Origin of the sequence: Paenibacillus sp. ISL-20, from assembly GCF_018613005.1 — a bacterium.
Classification (GTDB): Bacteria; Bacillota; Bacilli; order Paenibacillales; family Paenibacillaceae; genus Paenibacillus_AQ.
The window spans coordinates 144,278-161,615 of the sequence record NZ_JAGGRD010000024.1 but is presented as its reverse complement, the minus strand read 5'-3'; the positions used below and the strand labels follow the sequence as shown (position 1 = coordinate 161,615).

At 51.0% G+C, this 17,338-nt stretch carries 17 protein-coding genes; 12 read left to right on the top strand and 5 right to left on the bottom strand.

Translation table 11 applies throughout. The annotated features are described in order from the left end of the window. Window positions 1-72: 72 nt before the first annotated feature. The 8 genes from J7E85_RS15285 (at window position 73) to J7E85_RS15250 (ending at window position 8,026) form a co-directional block, all read left to right on the top strand. Window positions 73-1,413: an LLM class flavin-dependent oxidoreductase gene (locus tag J7E85_RS15285; protein WP_215159149.1), complete on the top strand. Its 1,341-nt coding sequence runs from the start codon at window positions 73-75 to the stop codon at window positions 1,411-1,413. 5 nt (window positions 1,414-1,418) lie between these two features. Continuing rightward, on the top strand, window positions 1,419-2,195 hold the full coding sequence (locus J7E85_RS15280) for an ABC transporter permease (protein ID WP_215159147.1): 777 nt from the start codon (window positions 1,419-1,421) through the stop codon (window positions 2,193-2,195). A gap of 39 nt (window positions 2,196-2,234) precedes the next feature. Continuing rightward, a complete protein-coding gene (locus J7E85_RS15275) occupies window positions 2,235-3,251 on the top strand; it encodes an ABC transporter substrate-binding protein (RefSeq protein ID WP_215159145.1) in 1,017 nt (338 codons plus the stop codon). A 21-nt stretch (window positions 3,252-3,272) separates the two neighbouring features. Beyond that, entirely contained in the window at window positions 3,273-4,046 is a 774-nt protein-coding gene (locus J7E85_RS15270) for an ABC transporter ATP-binding protein (RefSeq protein WP_215159143.1), read from the top strand. A gap of 36 nt (window positions 4,047-4,082) precedes the next feature. Then, window positions 4,083-4,925 (top strand): sulfurtransferase, encoded by an 843-nt coding sequence (locus J7E85_RS15265; protein WP_215159363.1) that lies wholly within the window; start codon window positions 4,083-4,085, stop codon window positions 4,923-4,925. A 212-nt stretch (window positions 4,926-5,137) separates the two neighbouring features. Further along, window positions 5,138-5,731, top strand: a complete 594-nt coding sequence (locus J7E85_RS15260) for a TetR/AcrR family transcriptional regulator (RefSeq protein ID WP_215159141.1) — start codon at window positions 5,138-5,140, stop codon at window positions 5,729-5,731. A gap of 94 nt (window positions 5,732-5,825) precedes the next feature. Continuing rightward, a complete protein-coding gene (locus J7E85_RS15255) occupies window positions 5,826-6,923 on the top strand; it encodes an alpha/beta fold hydrolase (protein WP_215159139.1) in 1,098 nt (365 codons plus the stop codon). Window positions 6,924-7,177: 254 nt separating this feature from the next. Continuing rightward, window positions 7,178-8,026, top strand: a complete 849-nt coding sequence (locus J7E85_RS15250) for a helix-turn-helix transcriptional regulator (RefSeq protein ID WP_251035750.1) — start codon at window positions 7,178-7,180, stop codon at window positions 8,024-8,026. Between the two features lie 123 nt (window positions 8,027-8,149). Here the strand turns inward: J7E85_RS15250 and J7E85_RS15245 are convergent, their stop codons facing one another. Then, complete coding sequence (locus J7E85_RS15245) at window positions 8,150-9,178, bottom strand: LacI family DNA-binding transcriptional regulator (RefSeq protein ID WP_215159136.1); 1,029 nt, start codon at window positions 9,176-9,178, stop codon at window positions 8,150-8,152. A 326-nt stretch (window positions 9,179-9,504) separates the two neighbouring features. Here J7E85_RS15245 and J7E85_RS15240 point away from each other — a divergent pair, with 326 nt between their 5' ends. Further along, window positions 9,505-10,554: a 2,3-butanediol dehydrogenase gene (locus J7E85_RS15240; RefSeq protein WP_215159134.1), complete on the top strand. Its 1,050-nt coding sequence runs from the start codon at window positions 9,505-9,507 to the stop codon at window positions 10,552-10,554. 110 nt (window positions 10,555-10,664) lie between these two features. Here J7E85_RS15240 and J7E85_RS15235 read toward each other — a convergent pair whose 3' ends face one another. After that, a complete protein-coding gene (locus tag J7E85_RS15235) occupies window positions 10,665-11,669 on the bottom strand; it encodes a FecCD family ABC transporter permease (RefSeq protein WP_215159132.1) in 1,005 nt (334 codons plus the stop codon). Between the two features lie 2 nt (window positions 11,670-11,671). Next, on the bottom strand, window positions 11,672-12,712 hold the full coding sequence (locus J7E85_RS15230; protein ID WP_215159130.1) for an iron ABC transporter permease: 1,041 nt from the start codon (window positions 12,710-12,712) through the stop codon (window positions 11,672-11,674). A 151-nt stretch (window positions 12,713-12,863) separates the two neighbouring features. On the opposite strand from J7E85_RS15230, the gene J7E85_RS15225 reads away from it, so the two are divergent. After that, window positions 12,864-13,880, top strand: a complete 1,017-nt coding sequence (locus J7E85_RS15225; RefSeq protein WP_215159128.1) for an iron-hydroxamate ABC transporter substrate-binding protein — start codon at window positions 12,864-12,866, stop codon at window positions 13,878-13,880. Between the two features lie 203 nt (window positions 13,881-14,083). Here the strand turns inward: J7E85_RS15225 and J7E85_RS15220 are convergent, their stop codons facing one another. Then, window positions 14,084-14,227 carry a hypothetical protein gene (locus J7E85_RS15220; RefSeq protein WP_009595787.1) on the bottom strand — a complete coding sequence of 48 codons (144 nt, stop codon included), beginning with the start codon at window positions 14,225-14,227 and terminating at the stop codon, window positions 14,084-14,086. Between the two features lie 296 nt (window positions 14,228-14,523). Between J7E85_RS15220 and J7E85_RS15215 the strand changes: the two genes are divergently transcribed. Then, window positions 14,524-15,288 (top strand): exodeoxyribonuclease III, encoded by a 765-nt coding sequence (locus J7E85_RS15215; protein ID WP_215159126.1) that lies wholly within the window; start codon window positions 14,524-14,526, stop codon window positions 15,286-15,288. A gap of 101 nt (window positions 15,289-15,389) precedes the next feature. Here the strand turns inward: J7E85_RS15215 and J7E85_RS15210 are convergent, their stop codons facing one another. Further along, the gene (locus J7E85_RS15210; protein WP_215159125.1) at window positions 15,390-16,289 is read right to left on the bottom strand and encodes a LysR family transcriptional regulator; all 900 of its coding nucleotides are present in this window, start codon (window positions 16,287-16,289) and stop codon (window positions 15,390-15,392) included. A 144-nt stretch (window positions 16,290-16,433) separates the two neighbouring features. Between J7E85_RS15210 and J7E85_RS15205 the strand changes: the two genes are divergently transcribed. After that, complete coding sequence (locus tag J7E85_RS15205; protein WP_215159123.1) at window positions 16,434-17,183, top strand: SDR family NAD(P)-dependent oxidoreductase; 750 nt, start codon at window positions 16,434-16,436, stop codon at window positions 17,181-17,183. Window positions 17,184-17,338 lie beyond the last annotated feature (155 nt).

Here is a 17,338-nt window from a genome sequence, read left to right as displayed (position 1 = left end):
ATATAGCGCCATACCTATACGGCACGATGATTATCAACCATAACCATTACAGATCAGGAAGGTGACCCAACTATGAGTTCAAAACGTCGTCAATTGCATCTTGGATTGTTTTTATTCGGGACGGGCTATCATCCCGCGGGCTGGAGGCTGCCCGAAGGCAAAACGGACGGTGCCTATGACCCTCAGTTCCTGAAGGAGGTTGCCCAGAAGCTTGAGAAGGCCAAGTTTGATTTCTTCTTTCTGGGGGACCGATTGGCCACGAGCGCAGATATGCAGCATTTATTCCCTTCCCAAATGACGCGGCTGGAGCCGTTTACGATGCTGTCCTATCTGGCTGCGGCAACGGATAAAATCGGTTTGATTGGCACGGTGAACACCACCTATGCGGAGCCGTACAACATCGCACGCTTCACGGCATCCTTGGATCATCTAAGCCAAGGCCGGGCCTCATGGAATGTCGTGACGGGCTCCGATCCGCGGGCCGCGCTGAATTTCAGTCGGGAGAAGCATTGGGATAACGCCAAGCGGTACGACTATGCTGAGGAATTTATCGAGATCGTCAGCGGGCTGTGGGACACCTGGGAGGACGACTCCCTTCCGCGGGACAAGGCAAGCGGTGTATTTGCCGACGGAAGCAAAGTACACGCCCTGGACCATGTTGGCGAGCACTTCTCCGTCGCCGGGCCGCTGAATATTCTGCGCCCGATACAGGGGCAGCTGCCGCTCATCACAGCAGGAACCTCCCTGCGCAGCCAAATGCTGGCGGCTAAATATTCCGACATGGTCTTCACAGGAACGAATGTGAAGGAAGTTGCCGTCAAATTCTTTAAGGAAGTGAAAGGCCGGCTGCCGGAGTATGGACGGGAAGCTTCGGATTTGAAGGTCCTGCCTGGACTGGTTCCGATCGTGGGCCGGACGGAGGAAGAGGCGCGTGCCAAATATGCGGAGCTGAATGAATTGGTTGTGACCGATTACGATCTGGGTTCGCTGTCGGATAAGATCGGGATTGATCTAAGGGGATATTCCCTGGAGGATCCGCTGCCGGATGTATCCGTTTCGGAAACGGCGTTGCACTGGGCCGACCTGGCCAGAAAGGCCAACGGACTCGAGGATATTACGATCAGGGATCTGTTCTATTTCTTCACCGTCACGGTCCGCGGGCATCTGCTTGTTGTCGGCAGCGCGCAGCAGGTGGCGGATATCATCGAGGAATGGTTCCGGGATGAAGCGGCCGATGGATTCAATGTATGCCCGCCTTATATGCCGGGTGGACTGGATCTGTTCCTGGAGCTGGTTGTACCCGAGCTTCAGCGTCGGGGCTTATTCCGTACCGAATATGAAGGCAGCACCTTCCGGGAGCACTTGGGACTAAGCCGCCCGGGGAACCGCTATGATCTGATTGCGAAGGGGTGAGCCTGATGGGAACGAGGAAAGCCAAGAAATTTCGCGGCATCCGGGCGGGGCAGGCGATTTTGCTGCTGATCATACTGGGCATCTGCGAGCTTCTGGTTCGCACGGAGACCGTCAGCAGCCTGTATCTGCCTGCGCCCTCCAAGGTATTCCAAGAGCTGTTCAAACTGTTCGGTGACGGGGAGATTTGGAAGCATCTGTACGTCACGCTGGCCGAATTCGTTGCGGGCTATGGCATTGCGGCACTTGGAGGCCTGGCCATGGGCATGGCTCTGGTGCTGATTCCTTGGGCGGAGCAGCTCTTCAGGCCCTATCTTTCGGCGCTGATGGCGATTCCAAAGGTGACGATTGTGCCGCTGCTTGCGCTCTGGCTCGGGATCGGGATCACGCATAAAATATCGATTGTGTTCCTGTTCTGTTTCTTTACGATCACGGTCAATACGATGACCGGGATTAAGCAGACGGCGGACAACCATCTGAAGGTCGCCCAAGTATTCGAGGCCACGCAGTACCAGACCATCATGAAGGTGATTTTGCCATCGGCTGCGCCGACCATTTTTGCGGGTCTGCGCCTATCGGCTGCAACCGGACTGGTCGGGGCTCTGTTTGGGGAGATGCTGGCTTCGAAGGATGGTCTTGGAAATATTCTCGTCAAGGCAACATCTCTGTATAATACCGCGCAGGCCTTTGCTATTGTAGCGCTGGTTACCGTCGTATCCGTACTTATTATTTCAATAATCGATTTGTTGGAACGCAATGTGTTTTTGAAATGGAAATCATCATAGACCATTGGAAAAAGCGTCACTTACAGGGGAGAGATCCATATGACCAGAAGAGGAATACGTTCATACATGATTGCATTTGCAGCGATATCGCTGATCGCCATGACGGCCGGCTGCGCAAGCGGTGCGGATAGTGGCAAAGGAACAGCTCCGTCCACAGCGGGCGGAGAAAGCGCTGCGGGAAACCAGCTGGAGAAGATCCGATACGCACCGCTTAGCGGTGCCAGTGGATTGGCGGTGTCCTTCGGGGCGGAGAAGGGATTCTTCGAGGAGGAAGGACTCGACGTCGAGTTTATTACCACCAAGGATCCAATTGCCGGTCTGACCAGCAAAGACATCGATGTGGTCGACGTAGCCACGACGACAGCGATTGTGGCAGCGGGCAAGGGAGCTCCCGTCAAAATCGTTTCCTCCATGTTCCGGACCAAAGGCCCATTCTACCTGATTGCCTCGCCGGGGATCAAGACGGTGGAAGACCTGAAGGGCAAGAAGGTAGGCATCGCTGTGTTTGGCAGCGGGCTGGAGGTATATACACAGGTCATCCTGAAGGAGCATGGATTGAAGCCGGAGGATGTGACCTTCATTGCTAACAGTACGCATCAGGCGGCATACGCGAGTCTGGAAACAGGACAGGTTGATGCCACCATCATCCATGAGCCGTTCGCTTCTCTCGCGGAGAAGCAGGGAAAAGGAAATATCATTGCTACAGGCTGGGATTACCTACCGACCTTCCACACCGGGGTGCTGGCGGCGCGTGAGGGGATTCTGAACGAGAAGCCGGAATTGGTCGAGAAGCTGCTGCGGGCCTATTTTAAATCGCAAGAATATGCGAAGAGCCATCCGGACGAGTATAAGGCTTACTATCTGAAGAACATCGAGATCGATCCCGAGGTGCTGGATCTGGCGCTGGAGCGCGAAGAAGTTCTGTGGGAGAACAACCCGGATGTGGACATCAACGCGCTGAATGACACCCAGCAGATCCAAAAGGAATTGGGCTTCCAGGATGAGATCTACAAGGTGGAGGACATTCTGGACCTACGGTTTATTCCGAAAAAATAAAGTGTGGCAGGAGGAGTTCATATGTCTGGCTTTATGGTGAAAAATGTCTCGATGGTATATGACGGTGATCTTCCTACGATCACGCTTCAAGATATAAATTTGCAGGTCCGGGATGGCGAATTCCTGTGCATCCTTGGGCCGAGCGGCTGCGGCAAAAGCACGCTGCTCGAACTGCTGGCGGGGTTGCAGCTCCCGACGGAAGGCGAGATTTGGCTGGATGACGCGAAGATTAAGGGACCCACCCGGAGATCGGGGGTTGTATTCCAGGATGCATCCTTGTATCCATGGCGTACGATCTCACAGAACGTCGGCCTTGGGCTGGAGCTCGGCGGCATGAAAAAAGCAGAGCGGCAAGCGCTCATAGACAAATATTTGAATATGGTCGGTCTGCAGGGATTCGGTTCCAAATATCCCCATCATCTGTCGGGAGGCATGCGGCAGCGCGCCGGGATCGCACGGGCGCTTGTGAATAGTCCCAACATCCTCCTGATGGACGAGCCTTTCGGCGCGGTGGACCATCTTACCCGGCTCCAGCTTCAGCAGGATCTGCTCCGCATATGGCAGGAGGAAAAGAAAACGGTGGTGTTTGTTACCCATGATGTATCCGAAGCCGTCTTTCTCGCAGACCGAGTCGTCCTGTTATCTCCGCGTCCTGGGCGTATTCACCATATTTTCGACGTTCCCTATGAGCGTCCGCGCAAGCGGGAGGATGCCAGTCTGCTGAAGATTCAGAACGATATCTACTCGGCGATTTATGACGTGAAGACAGAAGAGGATTTGGAATTTACGATTTAAGAACAGCCGCTTGAAAACAGAAGGGACGTGGAGTTATTGTCAAATCTCGTAAGCAAGGAATGGGTGCTGGAACAGCTGGAGTCGAAACCGGGTCAGCTGGTTATCGCAGATGTCCGATTCAGCCCGGGTGATGCGGGTTACGGCTTTGAGGCTTACCAGCGTGAGCATGTGCCTGGTGCGGTATTCGTTGATTTGAAAAAGCATCTGATGGATCTGCCAAGCGAGCATGGCGGCCGGAGTCCGCTCCCGCATCCGGAGGAGCTGGCGCGGCGACTCGGCAAGCTCGGGATCGATGCAAATACGCCTGTCGTTGTCTATGACGGTGACCTCCGCCCGGAAGGAGCGCGGTTATGGTGGATTTTGAAATACCTGGGCCACGGGTCGGCATATATATTGGATGGAGGGTTCGCAAGCTGGAAAGCAGCCGGATATCCGCTTACTTCGGAGGAAAGCGAAGTGACGCCGCGTTCTTTCCAGACAAATGTCCAACAGGACTGGCTGGCTGATGTGAACGAGGTGAGGGTGAAGCTTGGCGCAGCCGGCGTGACCCTGCTCGATTCAAGGGACTGGAAGCAGTTCACGGGAGAAACCGCGCCGCTGGATCCGGTGGCCGGACATATTCCGGGAGCGGCGCATGCTTTTTGGAAGGACGGGATGAATGTAGACGGGACACTGAAGGGAGCAGAGCGGCAGCGGGAACGTTTTGCTGGAATATCTCCCGAGGATGAAGTAATAGTCTACTGCGGCTCGGGGTTGTCGGCATGTCCGAACGTCCTGGCGTTGCAGGAAGCCGGATACCGCAAGGTGAAGCTGTACGCAGGCAGCTGGAGCGACTGGATCAGCTACAAGGACAATCCGGTAGCCACTGGGAACGTGTAAAGCGGAAGAGCCTGCTTCTGATGTGGGTTCCGGTGATAAAGCGGTGTAGCACATATATGCCTTTGAACTCTCCTTATCTATTCTCCTGTTTTTTCTCCACTAGCGAAACACTATTCAGCGAAAATAAAACATCTTGTAAGAAACAGGAAAAAGGATTATTATATTTTTATTGACTGAATAATGTATTTATAGTCATTAAAAGGAGAGGGATTATGCCTAAGATTGTCACCGAACATGAAAAAGATATGGTGAGAGAAGCGATGTTTACACAAGGGATTGAACTGATTCGCAAGAAAGGCGTAAAGCGGATTACAGTAGAGGATATCACCAGTGCGACCCATATCGGCAAAGGTTCCTTTTACTCGTACTACAATTCCAAAGAAGAACTTCTCTATTCGATTATCAAAAAGAGCGAGAGCAGAATGTTTAAGAGAGTGGAGGCCCTATTATCCGAAAACACAAATTTGAATGAAAGGCTTGTAAAGGCATTGAAGGAAATTTATCTGGCAGCGGACAGTATCGTGCTCTACGTTTCTCCATCGGATATAGAGCTGCTGCTTCGTAAGCTTCCAGCTGAGGTGGCGGACCGGGAAGCGTCAAAATCAAACGACTATTTTAGCAGGACGCTGTCGCTTTGCGGCATTGACGAATCGAGATGCGAAATGGATGTGCTTGCCTATTTAATGAATGCACTCCATTTTGTTGGATCGACAGATATGTCTTTTGGTGAGCGGGGAAGAGAGAAGGCCTTGGATTTACTCGTCCATGCCATTGCCGACTACATGACGGGAGGAGCCGAGCAATGAGAGAATCCTTGGAGAAATACAAACCGTTGTATGGGATTGCCCCTAATGGCTCTGCTCTGCGTAACCCAGGTCCTAACGTTTACCGGAGGACACGATGAGCGATATATGGATCGTATTAGCCGGGTTGCTCTTATTCACCGTCAGCTTCGTTATGTTTGCCCAGTACAAGAAAAAGAAGATTGCACATCAAATTCGGATCAATCCCATGAGTAATGGCATTGATTGCAGAGAATTCGTAACCATCGGCGGCATTTCGCAATATTTGCATCATCGGGGCGAGGACATGGATAATCCAGTGATGCTGTTTTTGCACGGCGGTCCAGGAGAGCCTATATTGCCGTTTGCCCAAGAGTTTCAGATCCCGTGGGAGAAGTTTGTTACGATCGTACATTGGGATCAAAGAAACAGCGGCAAAACCTATTTTAACAATGATCCGAAACAAGTTGCCCCAACAGTTACGGTTGACCGTATTGTTCAGGATACATATGAAATTGTGAACTATTTGAAAGAAAAGTATCACAAAGAGAAGATTATCATTTTGGGGCATTCCTGGGGCTCAGTGTTAGGTAGCCTGTTCAGCAAACAATATCCGGAGCTTGTGCAGGCTTATATCGGCGTTGGGCAGGTTGTGAATATGATGGACAATGAACGCGTCGGCTATGAAAAAGTACTGGAAGCGGCGAAAATGGCCGGAAACGACAACGATTATCGGGATCTTCTTCGTTTGAAGCCTTATCCTCCGTCTGCATTCGATGACGGCATGATCAGGAACCTTATGAAGGTTCGAAAATTCCAAAGAAAATATAAGTTATCGGCTGGTCCAACAACAGAGCTTATCCTCAATGCGTTAGGTTCACCATTTTATACGCTTAAGGATATGAGATATTTTTTCATCTCCGGAGCATTTGGCGAAGGACAGCGCCCTATTTGGGAATATTTATGGGAATCGTTCGATCTGTCGTCTATGGGCGCTGCATTTGATATTCCAGTCTTTTATATTCATGGAGAGCGGGACTGGCAAACCCCCTATCCGCTGGCGCAGGAATTTTTTTCGACGATCAAAGCCCCGCTCAAGCTGTTTTACTCCATTCCGGAAGCGGGCCATGTTCCCATGCTGGAGCGGAAGGGGAAATTCAACGAGGCCTTATTTGATATTTTGGAGCGAACGAATGTTACGGCGAATGGCAAGTGAGTCTCTGTACAGGGCTGCCGTTGATACAGGCGGATAGCCAAGCCAGCTTGAGCAACTGGATCAGCTGCAGGGACAATAAGGGAGCAGGGGATAGATAAATACGAAGGTTTGTCGACCAGATCACTGGAGGCACAGCTATGGGGCTGTGTCTTTTTGTTGTTTTTTATCTGATAAAGTCAGGCGAGACAATGCCAGGATTCTACGGTAGCAGGAAACATTCATTTTTTGTGAGGGAGGGATTTCATGTGAAGGAGATGGCCTTCGAATATGCCGAAATGAAGTACTGCATTCCTTCGGAGATGGAAAGAAAGGGCGGAATTTGGATTCTCCGTACAGGCTGCAGCATGGCGAAGCCCCATTATTACGTGGGCCCCAAAGTATCCGAAAACTATGCGCTGCATTTTGTTCTAAGCGGAAAGATCACTCTGGATTATGGGGATGAGGAGGTCACTTTGGCGGAAGGGGATGTCTTTTGTCTGTTCCCTCATACGAGGTTCAGTTACTGGGAACCGAACCACCATTCGGAGCCCACGCTGCGCACGCAGTGGGTCGTCCTGGATGGTGAATTAACCGACAGTGCGTTGACCCGGATCGGGTTATCTCCGCGCAAGCCCTTTATGTTTGCCGGGATGAAGGGGGAACTGCAGGCGGTGCTGAATCAAATATACGGGTGCGTGGATGACGATACCGTTGGCAACGAATTTGGACGACAGAAATGGTTATATCAGCTGTTTGAACTGCTTGCTGCCACCACGGTCAGAAAAGGGAGTAAATCGAACTGGCTCGAGCAAAGCGTGTTTTATATGGATTCCCATTACATGGAGGGGATTACGGTTACGGATGTTGTCGAGTATGCCGGCGTACACCGGACGCATCTGTATTGTGAGTTTATCCGGGCGTATGGCATCAGTCCGAGTCATTATTTAATGAAGCTGCGGATGGAGCGGGCAGCGGTGCTGCTGACCGAAACCGATGTGTCCGTGACGGAGGCTGCTTTTTCGCTGGGATATTCCAACCTCCACACGTTTTCGAGAGCATTCGCGAAATACTACCACACGTCGCCTACCTCGTATCGGCAGCGGCACATGCCGGTGCCACTTTAAAGCGAGTTGCCTGGATTATATCCAGCATCGACCAACATCTCACATAAAGAGCACCATATTAAGAGCAGCAAGAACAAGCCAGGAACTTCACATTCCAGGCTTGTTCCTGTGCATCGACAACCCCTAGTCGGTTGTTGCTTTTCGTATAAAGGACATGCTGGATTCCCTGACGATGAGCCTCGGTTCGAATTGCACGCGTTCGTATTGGCCGGACTTTTGCTCGCGAAGCCGCTTGAGCAGCAATTCCGTAGCCAGCCGGGCTACTTCATCGCCCATGATGGACACTGAACTGATCTGAGGCGTCGTGACGGTGGTCCATACATTGTTATCGATGCCGACGACGGCCACATCATCGGGAACCCGGACCTTCAGCTCTTTAAAACGGTTGACGATGCCGATAGCAACCATATCGTTTACTGCATAGATGGCGTCCGGCATATGCTTCAGACCATAGAAATAGTCCGCTGCACGAACCCCTGTTTCAAACGAGAAATCCTCCCCGAAATAGACAAGCGACGGATCGACTTGCGTCAGCGACTGCTCATATGCCCAATACCGCTCTTCGATTTTATCCTTGGGCGCACCGGCATAGGCAATGCGGGTCCGTCCGATTTTCAGCAGATGCTCCATGACAAGCCTGCCCTCCTGGCGTGCCAGGCCAACGATATCGGCTCTATACTCATCTCCCAGTTGTTTCCCGTAATTAATTATGGAGACGGGGAGGCTTGATTTGTTGATCAGGTCGCCCAGTGTTTTCGGATAGGCCAGCGGCATGATAATCAAGCCATCTACGTGCAGCTTTTTGATATCTCTTACGATTTCAAGCTCGTGTCGCGCATTCCCGGCTGTATTGATCTGAACGACTCGATATCCGTGCTGCTTGGCGGTCTGTTCCACCGACCAGGCGATTTCCGGGATGATTGCATTTCGGATGTCAGGCACGGCCAAGGCGATTTGATTCGTCTGCCGCACCTTCAGGCTTTGAGCCGATGTATCCGGACTAAATCCGATTTCTTCGATCACCTGCAAGATCCGTGCTTTCGTTTTCGGACTGATTCCCTTGCTGTTGTTGATGGCTCGGGACACGGTTGCAATGCCAAAGCCCGCTTGTTTGGCGACATCTTCAATCGTCACTTTTTTGGGGTTCACCATATTCAAAAAATCCTCTCTATATCGGAAACGTTTCCTATTCTTTTTCTGATTTGAGATCTCAATAGAGCAATATCTATATTATAACATTAAGAATATCTTTAAATCATGGAACACCTCGGCGAAGAAAAGAGGCGTAGCGGACATTGCCGTATAAATTGCTGCAGCTCCTTGGAAAAGAGGGGAAACTTTACTCGCGGGTTGTCCATGACTTTTCATACATTCTAGGCAATGCTGTTTGACATATTGTCGAAAATGTGACATATTTGATTTCGGAAACGTTTCCTGTTTTGTTTTTATTTTTTCGAACCCATAAGGAGATGAAGACAATGCAAGCATTGCGCTGGCATGGAGTAAAGGATCTGCGTTTGGAGACAATTGCGGAGCCGCAAGCAACTAGTGGAAAAGTGAAAATCAAGGTCGAATGGTGCGGGATTTGTGGCAGTGATCTCCACGAATACGTGGCTGGGCCTATATTTATACCTGAGAATACGCCTCACACCCTTACCGGAGAACAGGCTCCGGTGGTTATGGGCCATGAATTTTCCGGCCAGGTGGTAGAGGTTGGCGAAGGCGTTACGAAATTCAAGGCTGGTGACCGCGTGGTTGTTGAGCCAGTATTTGCATGCGGAAAATGCGAAGCTTGCAGACAAGGCAAATACAATCTGTGCGACAAAATGGGCTTTCTCGGCCTTGCCGGCGGTGGCGGCGGATTCTCCGAATATGTAGCCGCGGATGAGCATATGGTTCATAAAATTCCGGACAGCGTCTCCTATGAACAAGGGGCTTTGGTAGAGCCTTCGGCAGTCGCCTTGTATGCCGTACGCCAAAGTCAGCTGAAAGCAGGGGATCGGGCAGTTGTATTCGGTGCGGGGCCGATCGGTCTGCTCGTTATCGAAGCATTGAAGGCAGCAGGGGCGTCCGAGATTTACGCAGTGGAGCTGTCTGCTGAGCGTAAACAAAAGGCTGAAGAATTGGGGGCTATCGTCATTGATCCCAAGGCTTACGATGTCGTAGAAGAACTTCATCGTCGCACCAGCACCGGGGTAAATGTGGCATTCGAAGTAACGGGTGTTCCGCCTGTGCTGAATCAAGCGATCAACTCTACGAAGATCGGCGGACAGATTATGATTGTCAGCATATTTGAAACCTCCGCTCCGATCGTGCCGAATGACATCGTGATGAAGGAACGTAATATTACCGGAATCATCGGTTATCGCGACGTATTCCCGGCTGTCATTAGCCTGATGGAAAAAGGATTCTTCCCTGCGGATAAGCTGGTAACTCAGCGAATCAAACTGGATGAGGTTATTGACCGGGGCTTTGAGGCCTTGCTCAAAGAGAAGAACCAGGTGAAAATCCTGGTGAGCGCTCACTAAACTTAGCACCGCAGTTACACAACCGTTAGCGCATGACACAAAAGAACGGCGATTTCCTCCTGCATGGACCGGGAGGCGATCGCCGTCTTTTTTTAAAAAAACTGTTCAACTTAATCCTTGATCAGCAAATATATAAAGTAGGGCGCTCCAAGACAGGAAACGACCAATCCAACCGGGATTTCGGAAGGGGCCATCAGGTTCTTGCCGATCATATCGGCAACAAGCAGCACCAGAGAGCCAAGAAGCGCAGAGACAGGCAGCATTCCCTGATGACGGGGGCCCACCAGCTTGCGCGCCAGATGTGGAGCAACCAATCCTAGGAATGCGATGCCTCCACCAACGGCCACGCAGGCGCCGGCCAGGGCAACGGAGATGAACAGCAGCGTTCTTCGCTCGCGTTCTACCGTGACGCCAAGTCCCGCTGCCGTGTGGTCCCCCAGGTTGAGCACATTCAAATGTTGCGATTTATAAACCGCCCAGGGAATTAGCAGAAGAATCCACGGAAGGATCGCAACGACATATTCCCAGCTTGCTCCCCAGATGCTTCCGGACAGCCAGATGGTGGCCTGCATAAAATTGTTGGGGTCCATCATGAGCTGAAACACGATAATAAGCGCTCCGAAGGCCGCGTTGATGCCAATCCCCACAAGCACCAGCCGAATCGGCGTCACGCCTTGCTTCCAGGCTATTGAATATATGAGAAAGGCAGCGAGAAATGCACCAAATAGCGCGGCAAAAGGCATGATATAGACGGACCATATGCCGGAACTGAACGAGCTGCCTTGAAAATAAAAGATATACAGCACGACAGCCAGTCCTGCTCCGGAATTAATGCCGAGAATGCCCGGGTCTGCCAGCGCGTTTCGCGAAACACTCTGCAGAATAGCGCCGGAGACTGCGATTCCCGCACCGATCAGGATGGCAATGACCATGCGGGGTAAACGAAAGTGCATTAGAACGGTATAATTCTGCTCAGATCCTGTTCCGCTGAATGCTTTGATGACCTCAGCGAGCGGGATTTTCATCGTTCCCATATTCAGGCTGACCAGAAACACGGCTAATATGACCAGCAGCAGGATCATCGACACGGACATGACTTTTCTTGTTGTATTCATCGTTACAGTCCCCTCCCTTCGCGCCTTGCAAGATAGAGGAAGAAGGGAACGCCGATGATCGCCGTAATCGCACCGACAGGCGTCTCGAACGGAGGGTTGATCATCCGCGCTCCCACATCGGCAAACACCAGCAAAAGTGCTCCCATGACAGCGGAGCAAGGGATGATCAGCCGATAGTCGGGACCTACGATGAAGCGGATAATATGTGGGATGACAAGCCCCACGAATCCGATCGTTCCGCCCACAGCTACCGCTGCGCCCGTGAGCAGCAGCACAACGAGTGTGCCCAGGAACTTCACGACTCCCGTTTTTTGGCCAAGCCCAGTAGCGACCTCTTCGCCCAGGCTCATGACGGTAATGGATCTGCTGAGTGCCAGCGCAATCAGCAGCCCGACGATCGCGACGGGGATCAGAAGTTTCACGTTCACCCATTGCACGCCCGATACGCCTCCGGCATACCAGAAGCTGATATACTTGGCAACGTTAAAGCGGATGGCAATGGCCGAGGAAATCGAGCTCAGGAGTGCGGTAACGGCTGATCCGGCCAGCGCCAGCTTGACAGGCGTCAGTCCCCGCTTGGATAACGAGCCGATCAGAAGCACCAGCCCGGCCCCAAGGCCTGCACCTGCAAAAGACAGCAGCATGAGCGCGGTAATGGACGGCGATTCCATAAAGGCAAACCCAATCGACATCATGAAAGAGGCACCGGCGGTGACTCCCATTATAGAAGGGGAGGCTAGCGCGTTCCTTGTCATCCCCTGCATGATGGCTCCCGAAACAGCCAGGGAACCGCCGATCAGCGCAGCTGCCAAGGCCCTTGGCATGCGCAGTCTCTGGATAATCTGGTGCGAGGTGGAATGGGCATCGAATCGAACAAACGCCTCCCATATGGTGGACAATTTAATATTCGAAGCGCCATAGATAATTGAGGATGCCATCGCGGCAGCCAGCAGACCAAGCCCCAGCAGAATGACGGCCGCGGCCGTCTTTGGGCGGTAGATGGATTTTGCAGTTGTTTTGTTCATGGGCTGATTTGCTTGCATAGTCACCTAAACCTTTATGTTGATAAAAAATTTTAAATAACGTATTGTAATTGAGAATGAATTTCATTATCATGGTTATTATTATAGCACTTTATCACAAGATTGCTAGTGATCTAAGCAGAAAAAATATACATAAAGGGGATCTGTAACAATGAGTCGGTTCAAGAAAAAAATATGGATAATCGCAGGACTATTGGCAGCTTTCACGCTGCTTGCAGCTTGTGGAAATAGCAAGGACGCAGCCGGGAACGAGCCAACGGAGGCGCAAGCACCAAGCGAGCAGAACGGCGGCAACGAAGCCAAGCCAGACGAAGGAAGCACAGAAGCCAAGACAGAACGTACATTGACAGACGCTATGGGCCATGAGGTGAAAATTCCGGCTGAGCCGAAACGGGTGATTGCTTCTTACTTGGAGGATAACCTGGTGGCATTGGGTATTACTCCGATCGCGCAGTGGTCGGTCAAAGGCGGAAGCGTCCAGGATTATCTGCAGGACTCATTGAAAGATGTGCCTACGATTGAGCATGATCTTCCCTTTGAAGCGGTAGCGAGCTTCCAGCCGGATCTATTGATCATGGACTCGGCTTCCATGGTAGAAGGCAACAAGTACAGCCAATACGAGAAGATTGCTCCAACCTACGTCATCGGCAATGAGGTCAATAACGATTGGCGCGAAGAGCTGAAGAAAGTGGGAGAAATCTTTGGCATGGAGGAGGAAGCGCAAGCGGCGCTCGATAAATACGAGCAGAAGGCAAAGGATGCCAAGGAGAAAATCCAGCAATCGATCGGCGGTGAATCTGCTGCAGCGATTTGGCTTGTCGGCGGTAAATTGTTCGTCGTTAGCGAGACGTTGTCCAGCGGTGCCGTCATGTACGGTGACTTGGGTCTCACGGTTCCGAATGTGGTGAAGGAAATCTCGGCATCGGCTACGGGCAACTGGTCATCCATTTCCCTGGAGAAATTGGCGGAACTCGACGCGGATCATCTATTTTTTATTAATAGTGACGGCGAAGGGGCCGAAGTGCTTCAGGATCCGCTCTGGGCGAATATTCCGGCTGTTAAGAACGGCAACATCTATGAATATGGAAAAGATACGAGCTGGTTGTATACCGGCACGATTGCCAACAGCCAGATCATAGATGATGTACTGGAGAGTTTAGTGGAATAAACGCTATCAGATTGAATGTGCAGCCGTCTTCCCGGTGTTGATCGGGGAGACGGCTATTTTGTTTGGATACTTTAACCTGCGCTTTGTCACTCTTATAAAAAGAGCAGGATATAGCAATAGAAAAAACACCCGTTACATTGCTAAGCAAGGATGGGTGTTTTTGCTGTTTAATTGTTTATGGAATGCGCATCGGCGATAACCCGCTATTCCTGATCCCGACAGTGCTCCTCGGCCGCCGAAGTAAACTCTTCCTCATTCTCGGAAGCAAGCTTGTCACCGTATTGGTCCAAACGTTCAGGACTGCTGGAAGGACCGTCGTTCTTAGGTTTGCTGTTTCTGCCTGTCATGCTGTACTCCTCCTTATATGGGGTTCTCATCGATTGCGGGCGTACCAATGATCGCACTTTTACGAACGTTTATGTTGTTCCTGATTTGGCGCGGGATTATGCACGTAACCACAACTTCGCTTCATGCTTTACGCAAGGACACTTGTGCCTTCAGTCATGAGTTGTTGATGAAGTTATGGTGAAAGCGCCCCGAAGCTGCTTGTTCGTTCCGGCCGTGACGTGATACCATAATAGAATTTAGAAGATTCATAGATTCAACACGCTAATACGATATGGATACCACGGAGGTTGCGTAAATGAAGCTAGTGTCATGGAACGTCAACGGATTGCGGGCCTGTGTAACGAAGGGCTTTATGGATTATTTTCAACAGGTGGATGCCGATATATTTTGCGTGCAGGAGACGAAGCTGCAGGCCGGGCAAATTGAGCTTGAATTGGGGCTGGAGTATCAACAATATTGGAATTATGCTGAGAAGAAGGGGTATTCGGGAACGGCGGTGTTTACGAGAATCGCACCTCTGTCCGTACACTATGGTCTGGAGGAGGACAGCGAGTCGGAGGGCAGAGTGATCACGCTGGAGTTTGAGGACTTCTATCTCGTGAACGTATATACGCCGAATGCGAAGCGTGACCTGAGCAGGCTGGATTATCGGCTGGAGTGGGAGGAGAGGTTCCGTGCTTACTTGCTTCAGCTTGACGAACGCAAACCCGTGATCGTATGCGGTGACTTGAATGTGGCGCATCAAGAAATCGATCTGAAAAATGCCAAGTCTAATCATGGGAATTCCGGCTTCACGCTGGAAGAGCGGGGCAAAATGACCGATCTGCTGGCAGCTGGCTTTATCGATTCCTTCCGTTATTTCTACCCGGATCGCACGGACGTTTACAGCTGGTGGTCGTATATGGCCAAGGTAAGGGAGCGGAATATCGGCTGGCGCATCGATTATTTTCTGACGTCAACCCGTTTAACCGAGAAACTGAAGGATGCCGAGATTGACTGCCATGTAATGGGCAGTGATCATTGCCCGGTGAGTTTGACGCTTAGCGAGTCACTACGTTAATACCGATTTTTCTAAAAAAGCCAACCGTAGAGCAGGGGACTGGATAACGGTCACGACCCTACTTGTCGGTTGGCTTTTATATTTGGGAGCGAAGGCTGCGTTCATCCAATCTGATGCTTCAGCTTGTCTAGAAAGATCGAGGCTGGCTTCGATAGATGGTGGGTTCCGGGCTGTACCCATCCGAATGAGGAAGCAGCGTGGCCGGGGGGCATCTCCAAGTCCAGCGTTACGATGTTTCCCGAAGGTATGGGAGTGTAGCTGGAGAAGGACAAATCGACCCCCACCGTGACCGCTACATTCTCTTCGACGACCTTCTGTATGACCCTTGTCTGGTTGGTTGAGAAGAGCAGATCCATTTCCCCGTATTGCTCCTCGAATACATCCATTAGCTTGAACAGATTGTCATCCTTGTAGAGAACCAAGGGGTATTTACGCAGATCTTCCGGCGTGATCGATTGCCGCATGGCGAGTGGAGATTGACGGCTGACCCCCACCACGAATTTGCTCTCCAGCAGCTTGCCGAAGTGGAGGCCGCGGTGTTGATGAATGATGGAATCATCCACAAAAATCAAACCGATATCCGCATGATTTTGCTTGATATCCTCAATAATATCAAGAGTCGCTTTTTCCGTGATTTCGAGTTTGATTTGGGGAAAGTCCTTTTTGAACTGGATAATGGCATCGATGGACAGTGTTAAGGGTACCGGGACGGTAGCAATTCGCAAAGATCCGCTCAGTAGGTTGGAATATCCTTCGGCCTCCGATTTCAGCTCCTGAAATTGTTCCAAAATGGCATAGGCTTTCTGGAGGATTCGCTGGCCCTCGGCTGTGGGTACGGCACCAAGGCGCGATCGGGTAAACAGGGAGAAACCGAACTCGGCTTCCAGGCTGGACACCGCTTGGCTGACGGCAGAAAGGGTGACGTTGCAATTCTGGGCTGCTTTGGTTAACGATCCTGCCTTGGCCGTCTCCACGATATATTCCAGTTGTTCAAGATTCATATGACCTCATCCTTAATCTAGATTTAAGTAATATTAATTAGGTTTAAATTTACTTAAATATAACGCAGCGTTACAATGAACACAAGGACATGGACACACAATGTTCAAATAATAACGCTATTTTACCCTAGGAGGTCATTGATAATGTCAGAACAACGTGTAGCGGTAATTACCGGCGGAGCGAGCGGAATCGGTCGTCAGGTCTCCCTTAAATTTGCAAGAAAAGGCGATCGCGTCGTCGTAGCCGATTATAATGAGACTGCCGGTCAAGAGACGGTGGACATGATCAAAAAAGAAGGCGGCGAAGCCACTTTCGTTCAAGTCGATGTTTCCAAACAAGAAAGCGTCGAGGCGCTGGTGGATAAAGCGGTTGAGTTTTACGGTCGCATCGATGTCATGCACAACAATGCGGGGATTGGCGGCGCTGGACCGGTTCTCGAGCAAAATATGGATCTCTACCATCGCACCATTAACGTGAATCAGCACGGGGTAGCCTACGGTATTATTGCGGCAGGCCGAAAGATGAAAGAGCTTGGCATTAAAGGCGTGATCATCAATACGGCATCCGTATTCGGATTCCTGGCTTCACCTGGAACGTTTGCTTATCACGCTACAAAAGGCGCCGTCATCATGATGAGCAAATCCGCTGCGCTCGAACTGGCACCATACGGCATTCGTGTTGTTGCCGTTGCTCCTGGAGTAGTTGATACACCGATTATCCAGGGCTATAAAGATTCCGGAATGCTGGATTCCATGAGAGCCAAAGTCATGGGCGGAGAATTAACACAGCCTGAAGTTGTCGCAGATACCGTGTATCTCGTGTCTCTGGATGAAGCCGCTGCGATTACAGGCAGCGTGGTCATGGCTGACCAGGGGTACGCTTCATTTAAATAATTTAACGGCCATACCATGGATTGCTAATTATCGGATAAAACTCTAAAATAACCTCTCTTTTGAATCGGTGCTGGCTGCAGCTACCATGATTCGAAAAGAGAGGTTTTCTTAGGTTTCTGTCAAAAAATTTCCTCTCTCCACAAAAAACAGTTAAA